This window comes from Arthrobacter sp. ISL-5 (assembly GCF_018613835.1).
Taxonomy (GTDB): Bacteria; Actinomycetota; Actinomycetes; order Actinomycetales; family Micrococcaceae; genus Arthrobacter.
Genome location: NZ_JAGGPM010000029.1, coordinates 206,859 through 228,228 on the forward strand (window position 1 = coordinate 206,859; position 21,370 = coordinate 228,228).

A 21,370-nucleotide genomic window follows, 5' to 3' on the forward strand; every position below is an offset into this window, starting at 1 on the left:
GTTAGGGAGGGTTCAGGAAGCGGAGACGAAGCCAAGTTCCTTGTCCACGACGTTCTGCAAAGGTTCGCCGTTGCAGAACCGCCTCAGATTGTCGACGAACAGTTTGCCAAGATCGTCGAGGTAGTCTTCCGTGTCGCCGCTCATGTGGGGTGTGACGATGACGTTCTCCATGCCCCACAGAGCGTGTCCTTCTGGCAGCGGTTCCGGGTGCACAACATCAAGGGCGGCGGCTCCTATGGAGCCCGACGCCAATGCTTCCGTCAGGGCGCCCGTGTTCACCAGCTCGCCGCGCCCTACGTTGATCAGGCGTGCAGATGGTTTCATGGCAGCCAGGACCTCCGCGTTCACCAGTTCCTTGGACTCTGAGGTCAGCGGAGCGGCGAGCACAAGATAGTCGTAGTCGTGGACGATCCCGGCCAGGTCCTGGGAGGAATAGATCCACTCGAAGTCATCGTCCCCGGCACGGCTTGCGCGGCCGGCCCCGCTGACCTCCATGCCCACGGCGCGGAACAGGCGGGCGATTTCACGCCCGATGGACCCGGTGCCGACCACCAGGGCGCGTTGGCCCTGGATCTTGCGCGTAACGCGGTGCTGCCAGCGCTGTTCCTGCTGCAGCCTGAACGAACCCTGTGCGTCCTTGGCCATGTCCAGGACGAAGCCGAGGGCAAACTCTGCGATGGCCCGGCTGAGGACTCCGCGGGAGTTCGTGTAGACGATGTTGCTGCGGATCAGTTCATCGAAAAGGAGCTGGCTGACTCCCGCCGCAGAGACATGGACCCATTGAAGGGATGATGCAGCATCCCAGTTCTCCCGCAGGGCGGGCGAGAACGAGTGCCACTGGTACAGCACGTCCGCGCCGTCCAGTGCGTCGGCGAGACCATCAGCCTTGGTTAGCCGGACCTCGGCAAGCTCCTCGATCTCTGCCAGACGCGGCGGGAGCGCCTCCCGGTAAAGGACTGCGGCGACCGGCCGTTTGCGTTCCCGGGCTGCGGTCATGAGGCCGGTGTTGCGGCGACGGAGACCGCCTGGTTCGCGGCGAGTGCGTCGATCGCGGACAGTACCGCGGCGGTGAATTCCGACGTCGATGAGGTCCCGCCCACGTCGCGGGTGCCGAAGCCGTCGCGCAGGGCCGACTCGAAGGCGGCCTGAAGGTGGGCGGCCGCCTCGGGGTGTCCGAGGTGCTCCAGCATCATGGCCCCCGACCAGATCTGCCCCACCGGGTTGGCCAGGCCCTTGCCGGCGATGTCCGGGGCCGAGCCGTGGACCGGTTCGAAGAGGGACGGGAAGTCGCCCTCCGGGTTCAGGTTTGCGCTGGGCGCCAGGCCGATGGAGCCCGTCACGGCACTGCCGAGATCCGACAGGATGTCGCCGAACAGGTTGGAGGCCACAATGACGTCCAGGGTCCAGGGCTTCAGGACAAGGTGCGCGGCGAGTGCATCCACCAGCTCGCTGGTCAGGGTGACATCCGGGTACTCGCGGACCGTTTCGGCAACGACCTCGTCCCAGAACGGCATGGTGTGCACGATGCCGTTGCTCTTGGTGGCCGAGGTGAGCTGTCCGCGCCTGGACGCGGCCAGTCGTGCCGCATAGTGCGCTGCCCGCAGGACGCCCAAACGGGTGAAGACGGTGGTCTGCATGGCACTTTCCTCGGGCAGGCCGCGGTACATCCGGCCGCCGATTTCGGAATACTCCCCTTCGTTGTTTTCCCGGACGATGAGGAGATCGATCGGGTGCCCGGCCGCAAGAGGCGGCGTGACGCCGTCGAGCGTTTTGACCGGACGAAGGTTGATGTACTGCTGGAACTCACGGCGGATGGGGATCAGCAGCCCCCACAGCGACTCCGCATCGGGGACCTCCGGGGAGCCCACCGCGCCCAGGAAAATGGCGTGGTGTTGGGCCAGCTGCTCCAGCCCGTCAGCTGCCATCATCCGTCCGTGCCGGGCATAGTATTCGGATCCCCAGTCGAAATACGTGAACTCCAGGTCCAGGGAGTGGAGTTCCGCGATGCGCTCGAGGCAGTCGACAGCGGCGGGGACTACTTCGTTCCCGATGCCGTCGCCGGGGATAACAGCGATTTTGTGCGTGGTCATGACATTTTCCGCTCTGGCAGGACGCCCGGCAGCTGTTGCCAGCGGGCACCGGATCCTCCAAGGTTGACGATGGTGCTTTTGGGCTCTGTCATCTCGTGGACGGCATACCTGACGCCTTCCCGCCCGACTCCGGACTTCTTGAATCCGCCAAAGGGCATGGAATCGATGCGGACGTCGCTGGTTTCGTTGATCACCACGGCGCCCACGTGCAGCTTGTCCGCGATGGCCAGCGCCTGGTCGATGGATTGTGTGAAGACGCCGGCTTGAAGGCCGTAGTCGGAGCTGTTGGCGGCGTGGATAGCGTCCGCGACGCTGATGAAGGGCATGATGCTGACGACGGGTCCGAACACTTCGTCACGGATCACCCTGCATTCCACCGGCACATCGGTCAGGACCGTCGGCTCATAGTAGGCGCTCCGCCGCTTCCCGCCGGCGTGGACGCGCGCACCGGCGGCCTTGGCCTCGCCCACCCATTCCTCGACCCGCCGGGCCTCGGCCTCTGAAATGAGAGGGCCGACGTCGGTGTTCCGGTCGAGCTTCGGCCCGGTCCCGAGGGCCTTTGTGCGGCGCGTGACGTGCTCGAGTACCTCCTCGAACAGCGAGATGTGCACGTAGACGCGCTGAACCGAGAGGCAGTTCTGCCCGGCCACGCCAAAGGCTCCAGCCACGATGGCATCGGCTGCCGGGATCGCATCGGCGTCGGCACAGACGATCGTGGCGTTGTTGCCGCCGAGCTCGGAGAGGATCTTCTTGGCACCGGCGGCAGCCGCAATGCGTTCTGCAGTTTCGGGACCGCCGGTGAAAGAAATCAGGTCGACCTGGTCATCGGTCACGAGCGCGTTGGAAACACCCGGCCCGCCGACGATTGCGGCAATACGTCCCGACGGGACACCCGCTTCGAGCAGCAGCTGGACAAGGGCCAGCCCGGTCAGCGGGGTGCGGGCCGATGGCTTGAGTACGACGCCGTTGCCGCCGATGAGTGCCGGGCCCAGCTTGTGAGCCACGAGGTTCAGCGGGTCGTTGAACGGGGTGATGGCGGCAACGATCCCCACCGGCTTGCGGCTGTACCAGCCGATCTTGTTGCCACCGGCCATGCTGTCCTCAAAGCCCAGCGTCTCTCCGGTCAGCTCGCCGGACGCTGCGGCAGAGAGCCTGAAGGTCTCAATGCAGCGGCGGACCTCGCGCTCGGCTTCGGTGATGGTTTTGCTGCTCTCCGAAGCAATGATGTTGGCGAACCTGTCGGCCTGTTCTGCCAGCAGCTGGGTTGCCTTTTCCAGCGCCTGACGGCGGGCACGCAACGGCCACTCCTCGCCCTGGAGATGGCGGTGAATGTGGGCTATTGCGCGGCGGACGTCCTGGGACGTTGAGGTGCATACGCGCCCCAGCAAGACACCGTCTTCAGGGTCCCTTACTTCAAGGGTCATGTCGGCGGTTTGCCACTGGCCCTCGAAGAACGCTCCTCCTGGGAGATTCGCAAATTTTGTGCGCCTGTAGGCGGTTTCTTCGGCTGATTTTGGGCGTGCTTCAGCCACGGTTGTTGATGCGTGCATATGAACCCTTATCCTGCCTATTTGATCCGGTCGATGATTTTTGCGGCTGCGCCGATGAAGGGCAGGAACCAGGGCGGGCCGAAGTGGCCCGGGACGGGCGGGTTCTTCAGGTCTTCCCAAACATTGGCACTCTTGTCGCCGGCCATGTAGTGGGCCATCCTCTTGCCCATGTGCGCCGCCATCTGCACGCCGTGTCCGCTGTAGCACAGGGAGTAGAAAAGGCCGTCATGGACACCCGCGTGCACCATCTGGTCCATCGACAGGTCCACCAGTCCGCCCCAGATGTAGTCGACCTTGGCGTTGGAGAGGTAGGGGAAGAGTTCGAGCATGGCCTTGCGCAGGATCTCGGCGCTCTTGACGTCCGAGTCCGGGCTGGACAGGGCGAACCGGGCCCGGCCGCCAAAGAGCAGCCTGTTGTCCGGTGTGATCCGGAAGTAGTAGGTCAGCATCTTGCTGTCAGACGCCTGGCGCCTGTTCGGCAGGATCCGGTTGACCACATCTTCGGGCAGCGGGTCAGTCACAATGATGAAGCTGCCCACCGGGATCACGCGGCGCTGCAGCCACGGGGTGATTTTGCCGGTGTAGCCGCTGGTGGCGACCAGGACCTGCTTGGCCCGGGTGATGCCGCGGGTGGTGTGCACGTCGTGAACTGTTCCCGAGACCTTCTTGAGCTCGGTGACGCCGGCGTTCTCGCAGATATCCGCTCCGGCGGCAGCAGCCGCCCCTGCCAGGCCGTGCACGAACTTGCCCACGTGCAGGCCAGCCCCGAGCGGATCAACCATCGCGCCCTGGTAGAAGTCCGTGCCGATTTCACTGTGGATCTCGGATTTCGGGATAACGGTGACATGGTGATCGGCGAGTTTGGCCAGCTTCTCCTGCGACTTCAGGAAGCCCTCGTAGTGGGACTTGTGGAAGGCCAGCGAGAGCTTTCCAAAGCGCTTGTAGTCGCAGTCGATGCCATTGTCATGCACCAGCTTCTCGATGCTGTCGATGGCGTCGTTGTATTCCTGGAACATCTGAACGGCACGGGTGGCGCCGTAGCGCTTGACCGCGGTGCTGAAGCTGATGGCCAACCCGGTAGTCGCCATTCCCCCGTTACGGCCGGACGCGCCCCACCCCACGGTGTGGCGTTCGAAAACAGCAACGCTCGCGCCTTGCTTGGCAAATTCCAGGGCTGCGGACAGCCCCGTAAATCCGGCGCCGATGATTGCCACATCGACATTCTCGGGTACCGGAGTCTGCCGGTAGTCTCCGGATGCTTCGGCTGTGTCCAGCCAGTAAGGAATAAGTTTCACGGTTTGACCTTTCGCCTCGAAGCCGGTTTAGAGACCGAGGTGCTTGTTGATCTCGTCCAGGGACTTAACAGTGGTGAGGTCGTAGCCCTCGCCAATGGGGTCATAGCCACGGTCCAGCATCCAGAGGTTCCGGAAGCCCATGTCGTGCATCGGGTGCATGTCGTAGCGTGTGTGCGAAGAGATGTGCAGGAAGTCTTCCGGCTTGGCGTTGAGGGTATCGAGCATGTACTCGAAGGCCTGGTAGCGGGGCTTGTAGGCCTGGGCCTGCTCAGCGGTCAACACGGCGTGGAAGTCAGCACCAAGCTTCGGAATGCTGATGTCCAGGAAGCTGTCGTCCGCGTTGGACAGAGCCACCAGCTTGTAGTTGTCGCCCATGAGCTTCAGCGGAGCCGGCACGTCATCGTGGGCAACCCAGCCGCGTACAGCGTCAGCGAACGCTGCGCCGGCGCCTTCGGTCGGCCCAATGCCCCACCGCTTGCATACGCGGTCAAAGGAATCCTGAAGGATCGCCTCGTAGGGCTTGTAGTCGCCGCAGACCTCGTCGAACCGGTACCCGCGGAACTGCTTCTTGAACGCAGGCCACTGCTCTTCAGAGATGCGGCCATCAAGCAGGCGACGCGTGGTGGGGTCGATGTCGAAGTTGATCAGCGTGCCGTAGACATCAAAAGAGATGTACTTCGGCCGGGTGTTCGTGTCTGCCATGATTCGTCCGTTTCATGAAGTCGTGTCGAAGGCCCGGATGCCGAGCCTCCTTTTGGTTCCAGGGCATGTACAGAGCGAGGTGGATTCTTCCCCGTGGCAGGGGACTCTGCTGCCCGATACATCGACTCTAGAACCGAAAATTGTAAATTGTCAACAGTTCGAGGCCTCCCCTTCGGGAGTGGTTAACCCATCATTTTTCTTTTCGTCAATTGTTGACAATCTCGTCCGCAGGGGGTTGCATAGTGGCTTAGATGCGGAGGAGATCCGGATCACAACCCCGCATGAAGCACAACACGTCAGTGCCGGCCCCGACCTCGAAGCAGGGGGACGCCGATCGGGCGGTGCTGCGAAATATGCACTCGTTTTGGCGGATCCAATTCAGCCGAAACCATTCGAAGGGAAGCACCATGAAGACCATCAACAAAGTCCAGACCGCAGCTGCAGGCTTGGCAGTTCTATTGGCGCTGAGCGCTTGCGGCGGCACTGCCAACAGCGAGCCCGCCGCGGGCGACTCCAAGACGTCCAACACTGCTGATATCTCGGAAGGCGTCCAGCCTGATGAGGCAGCGGTCAAGCTGCTGCCACAGTCCTACAAGGACAAGGGCGAACTCACGGTGGCCATGGACCTCCATTACCCGCCGACCACCTTCCTTGCCGATGACAACACCACCCCGATCGGTTTGAATCCAGACATCGCACGCCTCGTGGCGAAGAAGCTTGGGCTCAAGCTGAAGTTCGAGAACACCGCGTTCGACACGATCATTCCCGGCATCGACGGCGGCCGCTACGACTTTACTGCCACCACCATGTCCCCCACCGCCGAACGCCTGAAGGTCCTGGACATGGTCGACTATCTCAATACCGGCGTCTCGGTGGCCGTGGCCCACGGCAATCCGCTGAACATCAGCAACGACGACATGTGCGGTAAGAACATCGCGGTCACCAAAGGCTCCAACGCCCAGCTGAAGCACCTGCCGAACATCTCGAAATGGACCTGTGAGGACAAGGGCAAGCCGGCCATCAACGGCGTCACCCTTCCCAACGTCCAGGAAGCCCTCACACAGTTGGCCTCCAAGCGCATCGACGGCGTCTTCTATGACACTCCGGCGCTGGTCTGGGCAGACCAGCAGCAGCCGAACACCTTCACTGTCCTGACGCCGCAGGTCGATACCCGCTCGGACCACACCGTTGCCATTGGCCTGAAGAAGGGATCACCGCTGTCCCCGGCTCTGCAGGCAGCGACTCAGTCCGTCCTTGAAAGCCCGGAGTACAAGGAGTCCCTCGACAACTGGGGCCTCGACGGTCTGGCCATCACCGACGCCAAGCTCAACTAGCGGGGTACTTCCATGCAGCCAGTGATTATCGAAAGAAGTGAAACCACAATGAGTGGGATGGATCCAGCCCTCAAACCACGGCTACGGCGTCGAAGCACCTTCGAATACGTCGCCTGGGTGGTGTGCAGCCTCGTAGGCTTGGGCATACTCATCTCCGTATCAACCAACCCCAACTTCAAGTGGGGCGTGGTCGCCAAGTATTTCACCCAGGAATCCATCCTCCGTGGCCTGATGCTCACGATCTTTTTGACACTTGCCAGCATGGCCCTCGGAACTCTCCTGGGCCTGGCGCTGGCGGTCATGAGGTCCTCGAACATCAAACCGGTTGCGGCCACGGCCGGGGTGTACATCACGCTGTTCCGTGGCACACCGGTCCTGGTGCAGCTGATCTTCTGGTTCAACGTCGCCGCACTGTACCCGAACCTGTCCATTGGGATCCCCTTCACGGACATCGGCACCGCGATCGACGTAAACGCGCTGATGGCCCCCATCACCGCAGCCCTGGTCGGCCTGACCCTCAACCAAGCCGCCTACATGGCCGAGATCATCCGCGGAGGCTTCACTTCCGTGGGCAAGGGCCAGATCGAGGCCGCCGACTCGCTGGGAATGAGCGCCGGGATGAAGATGCGCAAGGTCATCATCCCCCAGGCGATGCCCTCGATCATCCCGGCAACCGGCAACCAGTTCATCGGCATGTTCAAGGAAACCTCCCTGGTCAGCGTCCTGGGCGTCGCGGAACTGCTCCAAAGCGCCCAGCTCATATACGCCCGCACCTACGAGACCATCCCGCTGCTGATCGTCGCCAGCCTCTGGTACCTCGTGATGACCCTGCTGCTGAGCTACCCACAGTCCAAGCTCGAGCAAAAATACTCCCGCACATCCTCCAGGATCCCCCGGAGAGCGAAAAAGGTTGTGCTGACAGCACCGGAAGGTATGGCCCGATGAGCACCGACGGCACCATTCACGCCCGCGCCATCCGAAAGTCCTTCGGACCCAAGACAGTCCTCAAAGACATCGACCTGGACATCGCCAGCGGAGAGATCTGCTGCATCATCGGCCCCAGCGGCTCCGGAAAGTCCACCGTCCTGCGCTGCATCAACGGCCTGGAAAACGTCGACTCAGGGGTTCTGAAAGTCAACGGGGAGAACTTCGGCTACTACGAAACCGACACCGCCTACCACGCCCTGCCGCCCAAGAAGCTCGCCGAGCAGCGCACCAGGGTCGGCATGGTCTTCCAGCAGTTCAACCTCTTCCCGAACATGACAGCGAACGAAAACATCATGTCCGGACCCGTCCTGGTCAAGGGCCAGAACAAGAAACAAGCCATGAAGCGGGCGCACGAACTGCTCGCCAGCGTCGGCCTGGCCGGATTCGGCGACTACTACCCCGCCCAGCTCTCCGGCGGCCAGCAGCAGCGCGTCGCGATCGCCCGGTCCCTGGCCATGGACCCCGAAATTATGCTCTTCGACGAACCCACCTCCGCCCTCGATCCCGAAAAAGTCGGTGAAGTCCTCGCCGTCATGCAGGACCTGGCAAAGAAGGGCATGACCATGGTGGTGGTCACCCACGAAATGGGCTTCGCCCGCGAAGTGGCCGACTCCCTGATCTTCATGGACGACGGCTACATCGTCGAACGCGGCGACGCCAGGGAGGTCCTTCGCAACCCCAAGGAACCCCGCACCCGGGCATTCCTGGACAAGGTGATCTAAATGACAGATGGCAAGCTGGCCGTTATCGGCCTGGGCAGCATCGGAAGCATGGCATTGTGGCAGGCCTCCCATTTGACGGATTCAGTGGTCGGATTCGAGGCACAGTCCCCGGCCCATGCCCGCAGCGCCGTTGGCGGCGACACACGCCTGTTCCGGATGCTGTACCGCGGCACGCCCAAGTACTACCCCATCCTGGACCGTTCCCGCAGCCTCTGGGCGGAACTCGAGGCGGAATCCGGCCAGGACATCCTGACCCGCTGCGGGGGCCTGTCCATTGGAACCGTTGGCGGGCCCTATATTCCCAGCCTGCTGGAAACCACCCGGCTCAACGGTGCTGACCACGAAATCCTGAGCCGCGAAGCCATGGCCGAACGGTATCCGCAGCACAACCTCCGCCCCGACGACATCGCCGTCTACGACCCCCACGCCGGGGCCCTGCGAACCGACCGCGCAGTCACCGCGGCCGTCGCCGCCGCCCAGGCCAACGGGGCAACAGTTCACACGAATACGCCGATTGACGACATCCAGGAAACGGACGACGGCGTGGTGGTCACCTCGGGCGACAGGTCCTGGACCTTCGAGAACGTCATCGTCGCCTCCGGCGGCTGGTCCCAAAAGCTGATGCCCGACCACCTGAAGGCCGCAACCCAGACCAAACGGATCTTCCTGTCCTGGTTCGTAGCGAGGGACGCCGCGGAATTCTCCCCGGAGCGGTTCCCCGTCTTCATCCGGATTTCCGGTGACCGCTCCATGTACGGGGCCCCCACTGTCGACGGCGTGACGGTCAAGGCAACCCTCGATGGCCGCGGAGCCCCCACACCGAAGGCCGATTCAGTCCCCCGGGACCTCACGCCCGCGGAAATCGCGGAAACGACGGAGACTGTCGCTGAGTTCTTCCCCGGCCTGTTCCCCAACATCGTCCGCTCGGATGCGTTCCCGGACCTCTACACAAGAGACGGGCATGCACTGCTCGGTCATCTGAGGGAAAACAGCAGGGTCTATTGTGCCACCGGCTTCTGTGGCGCCGGCTTCAAAATGGCTTCGGGCTATGGCGAGATTGCGGCACATGAGGCCTTGGGCAAGCGCTCCTTTGAGGGCCTGGATTTCCTCAGGCCCCAACGGTACAAGACCAACTAATTCCAGCGGTAACAAAGGGTGATTCACCCCGCATCGCCGATTGTTGACAATTTACAGTTCATAAGAAAGTATGAAGCCATGGCAACTCTTAGTCCCCTCCTCAAGCAGGCAACCCCGGTGGTCGTTGACTACGCAGCCGGTAGCTGGATTTATGCAACCGACGGCAAGAAGTACCTCGATTTCACCACCGGAATCGGTGTTACGAGTACGGGGCACTGCCACCCGGACGTCGTAGCGGCAGCCCGCGAGCAGGTGGGCAAGATCGTTCATGCCCAGTACACGACCGTGATGCACAAGCCCTTGCTTGAGCTCACCGAAAAACTGGGGGAATTCCTGCCCTCGGGGCTGGACAGCGTTTTCTACGCCACGTCCGGTTCCGAGGCAGTGGAGGCCTCCGTCCGTTTGGCCAGGATGGCCACGGGCCGGCCCAACATCATCTCCTTCCACGGTGCCTTCCACGGCCGGACCGTGGGTGCCGCGTCGCTGACCACGGCCGGCACGAAGTTCCGGTCAGGCTTCTCCCCCCTCATGGGCGGGGTGCACATCGCGCCTTTCCCGCATTCCTACCGATACGGCTGGGACGAGGAAACCGCGGTCAATTTCGCGCTGAAGGAACTGGACCACCTCCTCCTGAGCATCAGCAGCCCGGCTGACACGGCGGGTTTCATCATCGAACCCGTCCTGGGTGACGGCGGCTATATTCCCACTCCCCCTGCGTTCCTGCAGGGATTGCGGGAACGCGCTGACCGTCATGGAATTGTCCTCATCCTGGATGAGGTCCAGGCCGGCGTCGGCCGCACCGGTAAGTTCTGGGGACACGACTGGGCAGGCATCACCCCCGACGTCGTCATCACCGCGAAGGGCCTCGCCAGCGGCTTCCCCATTTCAGCCATCGCCGCCTCTACTGAGCTGATGGGCAAGGCCTGGCCGGGATCCCAGGGCGGCACCTACGGCGGAAACGCCGTCGCCGCCGCCGCGGGTGTCGCAACACTGGGCGTCATTGAGCGCGAGAACCTGGTCCAGAACGCCCTGGTTCGAGGAGACGAGCTGCGCACAGGACTTGACCGCCTCAAGACGCAATTTTCCGGGATCGGAAATGTCCGCGGCCGCGGCCTCATGCAAGGCATCGAATTCACCACTGAGGACAACACACCTGATGCCGCTACCGCACTGGCCGTCCAGCAAGCCGCAATCAAAGAAGAACTGCTCCTCCTCACCTGCGGTCCGCACGGAAACGTCGTCCGCATCATCCCGGCGCTCAACGTCACCAGCGACGAGATCCAAGCCGGGCTGACCAGATTCACCCAAGCGCTGAAGACAGCCACCTCCTAATCTTCCCTACGATCCTTGAAAGCGTGACATGAGCTCCTCATTTGATCCAACCACTCTCCACACTGACCTGTTCATCGATGGCGCTTGGCAGAAGGCCGCCAGCGGTGCCACTTTCCCCGTGGAAAACCCGGCCACCCATGAGATCATCGCCCAGGTAGCCGACGGCGGCCCCGACGAAGCCCGCGCCGCCATTCAGGCCGCAGGTCGCGCCCAGGCGGGGTGGAGCAAGTCCACACCCCGCGAACGGGCCAACATTCTGCGGCGCGCCTTTGAGCTGGTTATTGCCAACACTGACCGTCTAGCGGCAATCATGACTGCCGAGATGGGCAAGCCCCTGGCCGAGGCAAAGGGCGAAGTGGCCTACGGCGCCGAAATGCTTCGCTGGTTTTCCGAAGAAGCCGTCCGCATTGGCGGAGACCACGCCACCTCCGTTGACGGCAACACCCGGATCATGATCACCAAGGAACCGGTCGGCCCATGCGTGCTGGTCACCCCGTGGAACTTCCCGCTGGCCATGGGTGCCCGCAAGATCGCCCCCGCCGTCGCCGCGGGCTGCACCATGGTCTTCAAACCCGCCGAGCTGACACCGCTGACGTCCCTTGCCTTGGTGCAGATCTTCAGGGAGGCAGGCCTTCCTGACGGCGTCCTGAACGTGGTCACGACCTCCAGCGCCTCCAGCGTCGTGGGGACCTGGACCAGCAGCGGCATTGCCCGCAAGATCAGCTTCACCGGCTCCACCGAAGTCGGCAAGATCCTGCTGCGCCAGGCGGCCGACAACGTCATGCGTTCCTCGATGGAACTGGGTGGAAACGCCCCGTTCATCGTCCTGGCTGACGCGGACATCGAGAAGGCAGTTGATGGCGCCATGAAGGCCAAAATGCGGAACATGGGCGAGGCCTGCACCGCCGCGAACCGTTTCTTCGTGCACCGGTCAGTGGTGGAGGAATTCAGCGAGAAGTTCGCCAAGAGGATGTCCGAACTGCACGTAGGTAACGGCGCCGTGGAAGGAACCGAGGTCGGGCCTCTCATCGAACAGAAGGGCCTGGACAAGGTTGAAAGCCTGGTCAAGGACGCGGTCAACAAGGGTGCGCGGATCCTCACCGGCGGAACGCGTCCGGAAGGCCCGGGATACTTCTTCACCCCCACCGTCCTGACCGACGTGACCGCCGATGCAGAACTGATGAGCACCGAGATCTTCGGTCCGGTCGCGGCCATTACGCCCTTCGACAGCGAGGACGAAGTCCTCCGCCTTGCCAACGACACCGAGTGGGGCCTCGTTGGGTACGTGTTTACTGAGAACATGGACAAGGCCCTGCGCTTCTCCGCAGAACTGGAAGTAGGCATGGTCGGACTGAACACCGGCCTTGTTTCCAATCCCGCAGCACCGTTCGGCGGCGTGAAGCAGTCCGGGCTGGGACGCGAAGGCGGCAAGATTGGCATCGAAGAATTTCTTGAGACCAAGTACACCGCAATAGCGGTCTAGAAAGCACAGTAAGCCGAAGAATGAAATGAGGGGGATGTCAATGGCGGCACCAGAAGGACTGTTTGTCCTGGAAGGAAGACCCACGGCGCAGCTGATCGCCGATCAGCTGCGGGAACAGATCGTCCAGGGGACCTTCCGCCCGGGACAGCAGATCAATGAATCTGCAGTGGCCAGCCAGTTGCGTACGTCCAGGGGCCCACTCCGGGAAGCACTGCAGCGCCTGTGCCAGGAGGGTCTCCTGATCAGCCACCGTAACCGTGGAGTCTTCGTCCTGGAGCTTTCGACCGCCGACATCAAGGAGATCTACGCCGTCCGCGAGGCGGTGGAACTGGCCGCGTCCAACGCCTTGATGGACGCCGGGCAGGACCAGATCAACGACACCTGCCAGGTGCTGAAGGAAATCATCAGGGACATGGCGAAGCACGTTGCCGTATCCGACTGGCAGGCCATTGCACGGCTGGACATGCAATTCCACACCACCTTCGTTGCCGGCACGGGAAATAGCCGCCTGATCCGGATTTACGAGACACTGGCAGCGGAATCGAGAATGTGCATTCTCAGCCTGGAAGTTGCCTACCCCCGTCTGGACGTGCTGGTGCAGGAACACCAGAACCTTTTGGACCTGCTCGAAGCAACGGACCGGAAGGGACTGCAGCAGGCCGTCAAGCGCCACCTGCACCAGGCTGTTGAGGATCTCACCGTCACGAGGCAAGACAGCGAAATCACCGCCTAGGGCGTTCCTCGGGCAGATCCACAGTGAAGAGGTGGCCAGGTCTTATGGACCTGGCCACCTCTTCCCTTTTGCCTTTATGGGAAGCCTGCGACGTGTATAAGACGAGACGAAAAGATACCCGCAAAAAACTTCTGTAAATTGTCGATGATCTGCGATCCGAGTGGTTCCATTATTAGGTAAGAAACGTTAGGGGCGGTCCGATCAGGAGTCGACTCCAGCACCACCCCCTTGCCCAGGGAAGCAGCGATGAAGACCAGAAGCAAAGTCCAGCGCGCAGTTGCGGGATTGATGATTCTGTTGGCACTCGGCGCCAGCGGCGCCGGCTGCGGCAGTGATCCGGCACGGGAGGGCTCGAACACGTCAAATACGGCTGACATCTCCGAGGGAGTCCAGCCCTACGAGGCCGCGGTCAAGCTCTTGCCGCAGTCCTACAAGGACAAGGGCGAACTCACGGTGGCCATGGACCTTCACTACCCGCCCACGACTTTCCTCGCCGATGACAACAGCACACCCATCGGCCTCAACCCGGACATGGCACGGCTGATTGCCAAGAAACTTGGACTGAAGCTGAAGTTCGAGAACACTGCGTTCGACACCATCATTCCCGGTCTTGACGGTGGCCGCTATGACTTCACCGCCACCACCATGTCCCCCAGCGCTGAGCGGCTGAAGGTGCTGGACATGATCGATTACTTCAATGGAGGGGTTTCTGTTGCCGTGAGCACAGGCAATCCCCTAAATATCAGCAACGATGACATGTGCGGCAGGAGCATTGCGGTCACGAAAGGCTCGAATGCTCAGCTGAAGCATCTACCGAACGTCTCTGAGTGGACCTGCACATCCAAGGGCAAGCCCGCCATCAACGGCGTCACGCTTCCCAACATCCAGGAGGCACTCACGCAGCTGGCCTCCAAGCGCATCGACGGCGTCTTCTACGACACTGTTTCGCTCGTTTGGGCAGAAACGCAGCAGCCGAACACTTTCACGATTCTGACTCCGCAGGTGGACACGCGCTCGGATCACGTGGTTGCCGTTGCCCTAAAGAAGGGCTCGCCGCTGACGCCGGCCCTGCAGAAGGCCATCCAGTCCGTTCTCGACAGCGCCGAATACAAGAAGTCGCTCGCCAATTGGGGCCTCGAATCAGGCGCCATTACCGAAGCAAAGCTTAACTAGGGGACACTGTGCTCAATTCCAATGGCCACAGACGTGAAACCACCGTGAGCCGGGTAGACCCCGCACTCAAACCACGGCTGCGGCGTCGAAGTGCCTTTGAATACGTCGCCTGGATCATATGTTGCCTGCTGGCCGTGGGCATTCTCTTTTCCGTATCGACCAATCCAAACTTCAAGTGGCATGTGGTCGCCCGGTACTTCACCCACGAAACCATCATCCGCGGCCTGATGCTCACCATCTTCCTCACCGTCGCCAGCATGGTCTTCGGAACGCTTCTGGGTCTGGTGCTGGCGATCATGCGGTCCTCCAGCACCAAACCGATCGCGGCCACGGCCGGCGTCTACATCACTCTGTTCCGTGGCACACCGGTCCTGGTGCAGCTCATCTTCTGGTTCAACATCGCCGCGCTGTACCCGAACCTGACCATCGGAATTCCGTTCACCGACATCAGCACCGCAGTCGATGTCAATGCCCTGATAGCGCCCATCACGGCGGCCCTGATCGGCCTGACCCTCAATGAAGCCGCCTACATGGCGGAGATCATTCGAGGAGGGTTCGCTGCCGTCGGCAAGGGCCAGATCGAGGCCGCCGACTCGCTGGGAATGAGCGGGGGGATGAAGATGCGCAAGGTCATCATCCCGCAGGCGATGCCCTCGATCATCCCCGCGACCGGAAACCAGGTCATCGGCATGTTCAAGGAAACCTCCCTCGTCAGCGTGCTGGGCGTCGCCGAACTGCTCCAAAGCGCCCAGCTCATCTACGCCCGCACCTACGAGACCATCCCGCTGCTGATCGTCGCCAGCCTCTGGTACCTCGTGATGACCCTCCTGCTGAGCTACCCGCAATCCAAGCTCGAGCAAAAATACTCCCGCACATCCTCCAGGCTTCCCCGGAAAGCGAAAAAGGTTGTGCTGACAGCACCAGAAGGTATTGCCCGATGAGCACCGACGGCACCATTCACGCCCGAGCCATCCGAAAATCTTTCGGTCCCAAATTAGTCTTGAAAGACGTCGATCTGGACATCGCCAGCGGTGAGGTCTGTTGCATCATTGGCCCGAGCGGCTCCGGCAAATCAACGCTCCTCCGCAGCATCAACGGCCTGGAGACCGTCGATACCGGAGTCCTGAAAGTCAACGGTGAAAACTTGGGGTACTACGAAACGGAAACCGCTTACCATCGCCTCAACAAGAAGCAAATCGCCGAACAACGCACCAGAATCGGCATGGTTTTCCAGCAATTCAACCTCTTTCCGAACATGACTGCCCAAGAGAACATCATGGCGGGTCCCGTGCTGGTCAAAGGGGCCGAAAAGGGGGCAGCAGCCAGGCAGGCTCACGAGCTGTTGGCCAGCGTCGGTCTGGCCGGTTTCGGCGACTACTACCCCGCCCAGCTCTCCGGCGGACAACAGCAGCGGGTAGCCATTGCCCGGTCCTTGGCCATGGACCCCGAAATCATGCTCTTCGACGAACCCACCTCCGCCTTGGACCCCGAAAAAGTCGGCGAAGTCCTCGCCGTCATGAAGGAACTCGCCAAGAAAGGCATGACCATGGTCGTCGTCACCCACGAAATGGGGTTCGCCCGCGAAGTCGCCGACTCCCTGATCTTCATGGATGACGGCTATGTCGTCGAACGCGGCGACGCCAGGGAAATCCTCCGCAATCCCAAGGAGCGCCGGACCCAGTCCTTCCTGGAAAAGGTGCTCTAACAATGAACGGAAAAGAGCCAAGTGAATCGCATAAAGGCCTCGGGCCGGATAGGGTCTCCAGGGCTGCACGCGTCCTGCGCTATCTAGTAGATGTAATATGCCGAAGAGTGAGATGAGGAATGACATGGCGGCAACCGAAGGACTATTTGTCCTGGAAGGAAGGCCCACAGCCCAGTTGATTGCCGATCAACTGCGGGAACAAATCGTGCAGGGGATCTTCCGTCCGGGAGAGCAGATCAATGAATCTGCCATGGCCAGCCGACTGCGCACGTCCAGGGGACCGCTCCGGGAAGCACTGCAGCGACTGTGCCAGGAAGGGATCCTGGTCAACCACCGCAACCGCGGAGTGTTCGTCCTGGACCTTACAACCGAGGACATCAAGGAGATCTACGCCGTCCGCGAGGCCGTGGAATTAGCCGCAGCAAATACACTGCTGGATGGCAGGAAGGAACAGATCACAGACACCTGCGACGTGCTGCAGGGAATCATCAAGGAAATGGCGAAGCAGGTTGCCGTTTCCGACTGGCAGGCGATCGCACGGCTGGACATGCAGTTCCACACCTCCTTCGTCGCAGGCACAGGAAACTCCCGCCTGATCCGGATCTACGAGACACTGGCCGCCGAATCCCGAATGTGTATTCTCCGTCTGGAAGTCTCCTATCCTCGCGTGGATGTTCTCGTGCAGGAGCACCAGAACATCCTGGATCTCCTGGAAGCACGAGACAGAAGGGGACTTCAGAACGCCATCAAACGGCACATGCAAAAGGCCGTGGAGGATCTCACCGCCAGCAGTTAGCTGACACGCAGGCGCAGCACTTGGCAACAGCTTCTGGACAAGAGCCCCCGGACAGCTGCTGCTGCCCGGGAGCTCTTGCGGTTTGAGGATTACTCGGTCGTGGGCGGAAGGTCCTTAACAACCCACATCTTGCGCAGCGTCTCATGGATAGTCCAGCTGCCCTCCCAGCCGGCAGGAGTAACGAACAAGGAACCCGGGCCGATGTCGAAGCTGGTGCCATCCGGCTCCGTGATGGTGGCGGTCCCGCTCAGAATCTGGCAGATCTCGTCGTAGCCGGGCCGGGTGCTCTTGAACGTTCCCGGAGTTACCTCCCAAATGCCCGTCCTGAAGTCGTCCCTGGCCCAAAGACGCAGGGACACCTCAGTCTGTCCTTCGGTAATTGAGGTTTCCTTGGACTTGTGCTCCCCCGGGTTTGCGGTTGTCGCATCGCTCATGACGGTCGCCTTGACCATAGTTGCTCCTTCTTGGGCTGCGCCCTGTACGTAGATGCCTGACCTCTTTGGAAGGCACGGTTTTCATCCTAGCAATTGTCAACAATCGACGATAGACTCAGGATGGAAGTTTTTCCACCGGTGGCCGCCCCGGACTACGTACCGTCCTTCCGGAGCCAAGGATGGCGAGGGCAGAGGCCCCGGCCGCCGAGGCAATTCACAGAAAGGCACACAAAAATGCGACAGAGCCGTCGTGTATCCATGTGGACGTCCCTTCAGCGCGGAGACGTCATCACTCTTTGCCGGCAGGGCGTCGAATGCTACAAGGGTTCCATCGATGAGCGGACTGAGGATGGTCGAACGATTTGGGTGACAGACCAGATCGGAGACCGTCGCCTCTTCCATGTCGAGGATGACTACGACCTACTGATTTCCGGCAATGTCTACTCCTACTAGGCAGACTATGCGAATACGTCGGTTCGAAAGCCTCTGCGGAACGTGGGGCCTGGCGCAATGCTCAGCCTGATCTTGCTCATCACAGCAGGGCTCCTAACCAGCTCAAGCGCAGTCTCGCATCTACCGTGGTCAGCAAGACGTGAATGCCGCGGGAGGAAGTTCGAAGGCAACGTTCTATTGCAGATCTCCGCCGGAGTCCTTGCCCTGGGTGCCGTCCTCCTGGCTGTTAATGTTCAACTGGGCGCGTTCCAGTGACTGAGGCAATGTCCAGTATGGCCAAGGACCCCAGCCGCAACAGTCCGAAGTCGTTGCCGGCCGTAGCTCCCCCACAACTCGGTCCGGAGATGGTATTCCACGACCCCCTCTCCACCTCAGCGTCCGAGCAGCAATCCAGTCTTTTGCGCGTACGTGTCGTGTCTTCTCATGGCTCTCCCGAGCCGAAACGCCGAATGAACAAAAGGCCGGCGTCGCGAGCCGATCGGCTAGAAGCCGTTTCACGGCAACTCAACCTCCTCGCACGGCACCGAGGAAAGCTGTAAGGTCAGCGGGCAGCGCCAAGGTGCCGTGAATCCAAACTGCCCGCCTGAGCACCCTCATGGAGGAACGCAGCTGAAGCTGCCGAAGGCGTACTCACTGCAGGGCTGATCCTTCCCTCACTTGGACAGCACGACGCCGGAGCCCGCCCGGGCGGCCGTCCCGCCGTCGTTCTTTCCTTGGCAGGTGGCCCGGCAAAAAGATGGCCCTGCCGGACGTGAAGTCCGGCAGGGCCATCTGGTTTTCGAGTCAGGCCACCTGCTCGCGCGGCCGTGCCCTGATGCTGCTACTTCGCGGTGATGGTCCAGTCACCGTCGGAGTTCACCTGGACGAAGCCGGGCGTCAGCTGGACGGTGCCGCTGTAGGCGCCGATCTTGTTGACGGCGAGCTCGGGGATGTCGCTGCCGAACCCTTCCACCACGAAGTTGCCCTCGCCCTTGTTGGTGATGGCGGCCTTGGTGCCCGGCGCGTCCCAGTAGAGCACCTTGTCGCCGTGCCCGCCGGCCTTGCCCGCGGAGGTGGGGACGGTCTCGACGTCCTCGATCTTCAACGTCCACGCGGCATCGGCGCTGATGCTGAATTCAGAGGTGGCTGTACCGGCGCTGGTGTCAACGAGATGCGAGCCGGTGTAGCCGCCGATGGTGTTGACCAGGAGCATTTCCGCCCCATTGGTCTCCAGGACCGTGTTCCCGCTGCAGGCGCTGCAGGTGAACGTCACCACGGCCGGAAGACCCTTGAGGTCAACGGTCTTGATGTCGTCGCCCGTGCCGGTCAGAGTCTGTGCCTCCAGCAAAGGACGGTCCTCCCCCGCCGTTGCTTCCGCGGACGCCGAGGGCGTCTCGGAGGAATTCGCGGCAGCCGCAGTCTCATCCGTGACCGGTGCAGCCGAGATGATCGGCGAGGTGGCAGCACTCTGGACGGCCAGGGCCGCCACGGCCCCGCTGACCGCTCCGATCACCATGCCGCCCACCACCAGGACGGCAGAGACCACAATCGCAAGCACCTTGTGCTGGCCATACCCCGCCAGCGGCTGGCGGTTCTTGTCGGTCTGCTTGCCGGCCAGCGTGATGATCAGGTCCACGAGGGACCAGACCCCAAGGCCGCCCGCGGTGAGCAGCTTGGCGATGCCGGTGCCGATCTTCCCCAGGTAGAAGCGGTCCACACCCAGCCCGCCCAGGAACAGCGACAGCAGCCAGGTGGTGAGGAAGGACTTCTGCGGAGCAGGGAACTGCTGCGGTGCACCGAACTGGCCAGGATACTGCCCGTCGCCATACTGCTGCCCGGCGGGAAACTGAGGGACACCGTAGGTGGTGTAGTCGGAGGCAAGCGGTGGCGGCGGGGTTGGGCCGGGCTGGCTCATGGTCGTCCTTTCGGGCTGGCGACGGCAGGGGTCGCCGATTGTGCGTGGAGTAGTGGTGCTGAGTGGGGAGGTTGCCGCACTGCCAACGGAGCCGCAGGGCTCAGCAGGCAGTTGGTTCGGCGGAAGGGGGTAGAGACGGCAGGTTCAGCAGGCAGGAGCAGGCCGAATCCTCCGGAGCGTGACGGGCCGTGGCCCGCTGCGGCAAGCACGCTTTCAGATCCCCCGCAGGGCTCTGAAAGCGCGCCGAATTCCTTAGGCTTTTATGGCATGCACATGCGCTGATATCCCCCATTTTGACGTGCGGCGTCCCCGCCCCCAGAAGGGATGATACCTGCCTTCAGGGACTCCGCGTGTCACCGCCGCGTGGCGTTCCACAACACGCCGTGTGGCGGCTTGTGATGCTCCCCGCATTAAGGGCAAACGACGACGGCGGGTACCCGCCGTCGTCGTTTAAATGCCGTTGGCAGCGCTACGCGGGCTCGACGCCGATCTGCCTCACCAGGCTCACTGTGTCGGCCGCCGAAGCCCCGGGGCATCCCCCAACTGAGTAGCAGCTCACGTCGTTGTCAGCCCTGAGAACGACGTGAGCTGCTACCTACTTGGGCCGCGTCAGAAACCGACGTTCTCGCGGCCCTTGAGCTGCAGCATCTGCCGGGCTTCGTCCGGGGTGGCAATCTCGAAGTTGAGGGCCTCGAGGATGGTCCGGATTCGGGTGACCTGCTCCGCGTTGGACGTGGCCAGCTGTCCGGGGCCGATCCACAGGGAATCCTCCAGGCCCACGCGCACGTGGGAGCCCATGGCCGCCCCGATCGTGGCGAGCGGCATCTGGTTCTTCCCGGCTCCCAGGATGGACCATTCGTAGTCCCCGCCCAGCAGCCGGTCGGCCGTGCGTCTCATGTGCATCAGGTCCTCGGGATGCGCACCGATCCCGCCGAGCAGGCCGAAGACGGACTGGACGAACAGCGGGCCCTTGGCGAGGCCGCGGGCGTGGAAGTGGGCCAGGTTGTTCAGGTGCGAGATGTCGTAGCACTCGAACTCGAACCGCGTGCCGTTCTCGTTGCCGATGCCCAGGATGGTCTCGATGTCCTGGAAGGTGTTCTTGAACACAAGGTCGCGGCTCTTTTCGAGTCCTTCCCGCTCCCACTCGTGGCCGAACTCGGTGAAGCGGTCCAGCATCGGGTACAGCCCGAAGTTCATCGATCCCATGTTGAGCGACGCCAGCTCGGGCCTGAACAGGGCCGCGGGCCGCATGCGCTCCTCGACGGTCATGTGCGGGGAGCCGCCCGTGGTGATGTTGATGACCGCATCCGTGTTGCGCTTGAGCTTGTCCAGGATCGGGGCGAAGTGCTCCGGGTCCTGCGACGGGCGCCCGTCCCGGGGATCGCGGGCATGCATGTGCACGATGGCGGCGCCGGCCTCAGCGGCGCCGATGGCGGCGTCGGCGATTTCATCCGGCGAGACCGGCAGGTACCTGGACATGGAGGGGGTATGGATGGCGCCGGTGACGGCGCTGGTGATGATGACCTTGCGAGCGGTAGCCATGGGTTCTT

20 protein-coding genes are annotated in these 21,370 nt (G+C 62.2%); 12 read left to right on the forward strand and 8 right to left on the reverse strand.

The genetic code is table 11. The features are described 5' to 3' along the window. Positions 1-12: 12 nt before the first annotated feature. The 5 genes from J7I89_RS16505 to J7I89_RS16525 all read right to left on the reverse strand — a co-directional run bounded on the left by J7I89_RS16505 (position 13) and on the right by J7I89_RS16525 (position 5,637). On the reverse strand, positions 13-996 hold the full coding sequence (locus tag J7I89_RS16505; protein ID WP_214972577.1) for a D-2-hydroxyacid dehydrogenase: 984 nt from the start codon (positions 994-996) through the stop codon (positions 13-15). After that, entirely contained in the window at positions 993-2,090 is a 1,098-nt protein-coding gene (locus J7I89_RS16510) for a tartrate dehydrogenase (protein ID WP_214972582.1), read from the reverse strand. The genes J7I89_RS16505 and J7I89_RS16510 overlap by 4 nt, the downstream gene beginning before the upstream one ends. Continuing rightward, complete coding sequence (locus tag J7I89_RS16515; protein WP_251045424.1) at positions 2,087-3,514, reverse strand: aldehyde dehydrogenase family protein; 1,428 nt, start codon at positions 3,512-3,514, stop codon at positions 2,087-2,089. Before J7I89_RS16515 ends, J7I89_RS16510 begins: the two co-directional genes overlap by 4 nt. Positions 3,515-3,657: 143 nt before the next feature. Beyond that, positions 3,658-4,935, reverse strand: coding sequence for an FAD-binding oxidoreductase (locus tag J7I89_RS16520; RefSeq protein WP_214972596.1), 1,278 nt, complete (start codon positions 4,933-4,935; stop codon positions 3,658-3,660). Positions 4,936-4,962: 27 nt separating this feature from the next. After that, positions 4,963-5,637 (reverse strand): haloacid dehalogenase type II, encoded by a 675-nt coding sequence (locus J7I89_RS16525; protein WP_214972598.1) that lies wholly within the window; start codon positions 5,635-5,637, stop codon positions 4,963-4,965. Positions 5,638-6,044: 407 nt separating this feature from the next. Between J7I89_RS16525 and J7I89_RS16530 the strand changes: the two genes are divergently transcribed. The 11 genes from J7I89_RS16530 (at position 6,045) to J7I89_RS16580 (ending at position 17,039) form a co-directional block, all read left to right on the forward strand. Next, complete coding sequence (locus tag J7I89_RS16530; protein WP_214972600.1) at positions 6,045-6,971, forward strand: ABC transporter substrate-binding protein; 927 nt, start codon at positions 6,045-6,047, stop codon at positions 6,969-6,971. Positions 6,972-7,028: 57 nt separating this feature from the next. Continuing rightward, positions 7,029-7,916, forward strand: coding sequence for an amino acid ABC transporter permease (locus J7I89_RS16535; RefSeq protein WP_251045425.1), 888 nt, complete (start codon positions 7,029-7,031; stop codon positions 7,914-7,916). After that, positions 7,913-8,680: an amino acid ABC transporter ATP-binding protein gene (locus J7I89_RS16540; RefSeq protein ID WP_214972605.1), complete on the forward strand. Its 768-nt coding sequence runs from the start codon at positions 7,913-7,915 to the stop codon at positions 8,678-8,680. Before J7I89_RS16535 ends, J7I89_RS16540 begins: the two co-directional genes overlap by 4 nt. Beyond that, positions 8,681-9,817, forward strand: a complete 1,137-nt coding sequence (solA, locus tag J7I89_RS16545; RefSeq protein WP_214972608.1) for an N-methyl-L-tryptophan oxidase — start codon at positions 8,681-8,683, stop codon at positions 9,815-9,817. Positions 9,818-9,895: 78 nt separating this feature from the next. Continuing rightward, entirely contained in the window at positions 9,896-11,149 is a 1,254-nt protein-coding gene (locus J7I89_RS16550; protein WP_214972610.1) for an aspartate aminotransferase family protein, read from the forward strand. Positions 11,150-11,177: 28 nt separating this feature from the next. Next, positions 11,178-12,632, forward strand: coding sequence for an NAD-dependent succinate-semialdehyde dehydrogenase (locus J7I89_RS16555; protein WP_214972611.1), 1,455 nt, complete (start codon positions 11,178-11,180; stop codon positions 12,630-12,632). Positions 12,633-12,672: 40 nt separating this feature from the next. After that, a complete protein-coding gene (locus tag J7I89_RS16560) occupies positions 12,673-13,365 on the forward strand; it encodes a GntR family transcriptional regulator (RefSeq protein WP_251045426.1) in 693 nt (230 codons plus the stop codon). A 246-nt stretch (positions 13,366-13,611) separates the two neighbouring features. Further along, positions 13,612-14,538, forward strand: coding sequence for an ABC transporter substrate-binding protein (locus tag J7I89_RS16565; RefSeq protein WP_214972613.1), 927 nt, complete (start codon positions 13,612-13,614; stop codon positions 14,536-14,538). A 134-nt stretch (positions 14,539-14,672) separates the two neighbouring features. Continuing rightward, positions 14,673-15,479, forward strand: a complete 807-nt coding sequence (locus tag J7I89_RS16570) for an amino acid ABC transporter permease (RefSeq protein ID WP_308159941.1) — start codon at positions 14,673-14,675, stop codon at positions 15,477-15,479. Then, positions 15,476-16,243 carry an amino acid ABC transporter ATP-binding protein gene (locus J7I89_RS16575; RefSeq protein WP_214972615.1) on the forward strand — a complete coding sequence of 256 codons (768 nt, stop codon included), beginning with the start codon at positions 15,476-15,478 and terminating at the stop codon, positions 16,241-16,243. The genes J7I89_RS16570 and J7I89_RS16575 overlap by 4 nt, the downstream gene beginning before the upstream one ends. A gap of 124 nt (positions 16,244-16,367) precedes the next feature. After that, the gene (locus J7I89_RS16580) at positions 16,368-17,039 is read left to right on the forward strand and encodes a GntR family transcriptional regulator (protein WP_214972617.1); all 672 of its coding nucleotides are present in this window, start codon (positions 16,368-16,370) and stop codon (positions 17,037-17,039) included. Between the two features lie 89 nt (positions 17,040-17,128). On the opposite strand, the gene J7I89_RS16585 is transcribed toward J7I89_RS16580, so the two are convergent. Further along, positions 17,129-17,473: a cupin domain-containing protein gene (locus J7I89_RS16585; RefSeq protein WP_251045427.1), complete on the reverse strand. Its 345-nt coding sequence runs from the start codon at positions 17,471-17,473 to the stop codon at positions 17,129-17,131. Positions 17,474-17,707: 234 nt separating this feature from the next. Between J7I89_RS16585 and J7I89_RS16590 the strand changes: the two genes are divergently transcribed. Beyond that, the gene (locus J7I89_RS16590) at positions 17,708-17,926 is read left to right on the forward strand and encodes a hypothetical protein (protein WP_214972622.1); all 219 of its coding nucleotides are present in this window, start codon (positions 17,708-17,710) and stop codon (positions 17,924-17,926) included. An 820-nt stretch (positions 17,927-18,746) separates the two neighbouring features. Here the strand turns inward: J7I89_RS16590 and J7I89_RS16595 are convergent. Further along, complete coding sequence (locus J7I89_RS16595) at positions 18,747-19,820, reverse strand: TM2 domain-containing protein (protein ID WP_214972625.1); 1,074 nt, start codon at positions 19,818-19,820, stop codon at positions 18,747-18,749. A 609-nt stretch (positions 19,821-20,429) separates the two neighbouring features. Then, positions 20,430-21,362 carry a 3-keto-5-aminohexanoate cleavage protein gene (locus J7I89_RS16600; protein ID WP_214972628.1) on the reverse strand — a complete coding sequence of 311 codons (933 nt, stop codon included), beginning with the start codon at positions 21,360-21,362 and terminating at the stop codon, positions 20,430-20,432. Between the last annotated feature and the right edge of the window lie 8 nt (positions 21,363-21,370).

What these genes read in the sequence shown, in the direction of transcription:
- J7I89_RS16510 (WP_214972582.1), bottom strand. Translation starts at nt 2,090, where the DNA reads ATGACCACGCACAAAATCGCTGTTATCCCCGGCGACGGCATCGGGAAC.
- J7I89_RS16530 (WP_214972600.1), top strand. Translation starts at nt 6,045, where the DNA reads ATGAAGACCATCAACAAAGTCCAGACCGCAGCTGCAGGCTTGGCAGTT.
- J7I89_RS16600 (WP_214972628.1), bottom strand. Translation starts at nt 21,362, where the DNA reads ATGGCTACCGCTCGCAAGGTCATCATCACCAGCGCCGTCACCGGCGCC.
- J7I89_RS16555 (WP_214972611.1), top strand. Translation starts at nt 11,178, where the DNA reads ATGAGCTCCTCATTTGATCCAACCACTCTCCACACTGACCTGTTCATC.
- J7I89_RS16565 (WP_214972613.1), top strand. Translation starts at nt 13,612, where the DNA reads ATGAAGACCAGAAGCAAAGTCCAGCGCGCAGTTGCGGGATTGATGATT.
- J7I89_RS16585 (WP_251045427.1), bottom strand. Translation starts at nt 17,473, where the DNA reads ATGAGCGATGCGACAACCGCAAACCCGGGGGAGCACAAGTCCAAGGAA.
- J7I89_RS16580 (WP_214972617.1), top strand. Translation starts at nt 16,368, where the DNA reads ATGGCGGCAACCGAAGGACTATTTGTCCTGGAAGGAAGGCCCACAGCC.
- solA (WP_214972608.1), top strand. Translation starts at nt 8,681, where the DNA reads ATGACAGATGGCAAGCTGGCCGTTATCGGCCTGGGCAGCATCGGAAGC.
- J7I89_RS16535 (WP_251045425.1), top strand. Translation starts at nt 7,029, where the DNA reads ATGGATCCAGCCCTCAAACCACGGCTACGGCGTCGAAGCACCTTCGAA.
- J7I89_RS16550 (WP_214972610.1), top strand. Translation starts at nt 9,896, where the DNA reads ATGGCAACTCTTAGTCCCCTCCTCAAGCAGGCAACCCCGGTGGTCGTT.
- J7I89_RS16575 (WP_214972615.1), top strand. Translation starts at nt 15,476, where the DNA reads ATGAGCACCGACGGCACCATTCACGCCCGAGCCATCCGAAAATCTTTC.
- J7I89_RS16525 (WP_214972598.1), bottom strand. Translation starts at nt 5,637, where the DNA reads ATGGCAGACACGAACACCCGGCCGAAGTACATCTCTTTTGATGTCTAC.
- J7I89_RS16505 (WP_214972577.1), bottom strand. Translation starts at nt 996, where the DNA reads ATGACCGCAGCCCGGGAACGCAAACGGCCGGTCGCCGCAGTCCTTTAC.
- J7I89_RS16540 (WP_214972605.1), top strand. Translation starts at nt 7,913, where the DNA reads ATGAGCACCGACGGCACCATTCACGCCCGCGCCATCCGAAAGTCCTTC.
- J7I89_RS16515 (WP_251045424.1), bottom strand. Translation starts at nt 3,514, where the DNA reads ATGACCCTTGAAGTAAGGGACCCTGAAGACGGTGTCTTGCTGGGGCGC.
- J7I89_RS16595 (WP_214972625.1), bottom strand. Translation starts at nt 19,820, where the DNA reads ATGAGCCAGCCCGGCCCAACCCCGCCGCCACCGCTTGCCTCCGACTAC.
- J7I89_RS16560 (WP_251045426.1), top strand. Translation starts at nt 12,673, where the DNA reads ATGGCGGCACCAGAAGGACTGTTTGTCCTGGAAGGAAGACCCACGGCG.
- J7I89_RS16590 (WP_214972622.1), top strand. Translation starts at nt 17,708, where the DNA reads ATGCGACAGAGCCGTCGTGTATCCATGTGGACGTCCCTTCAGCGCGGA.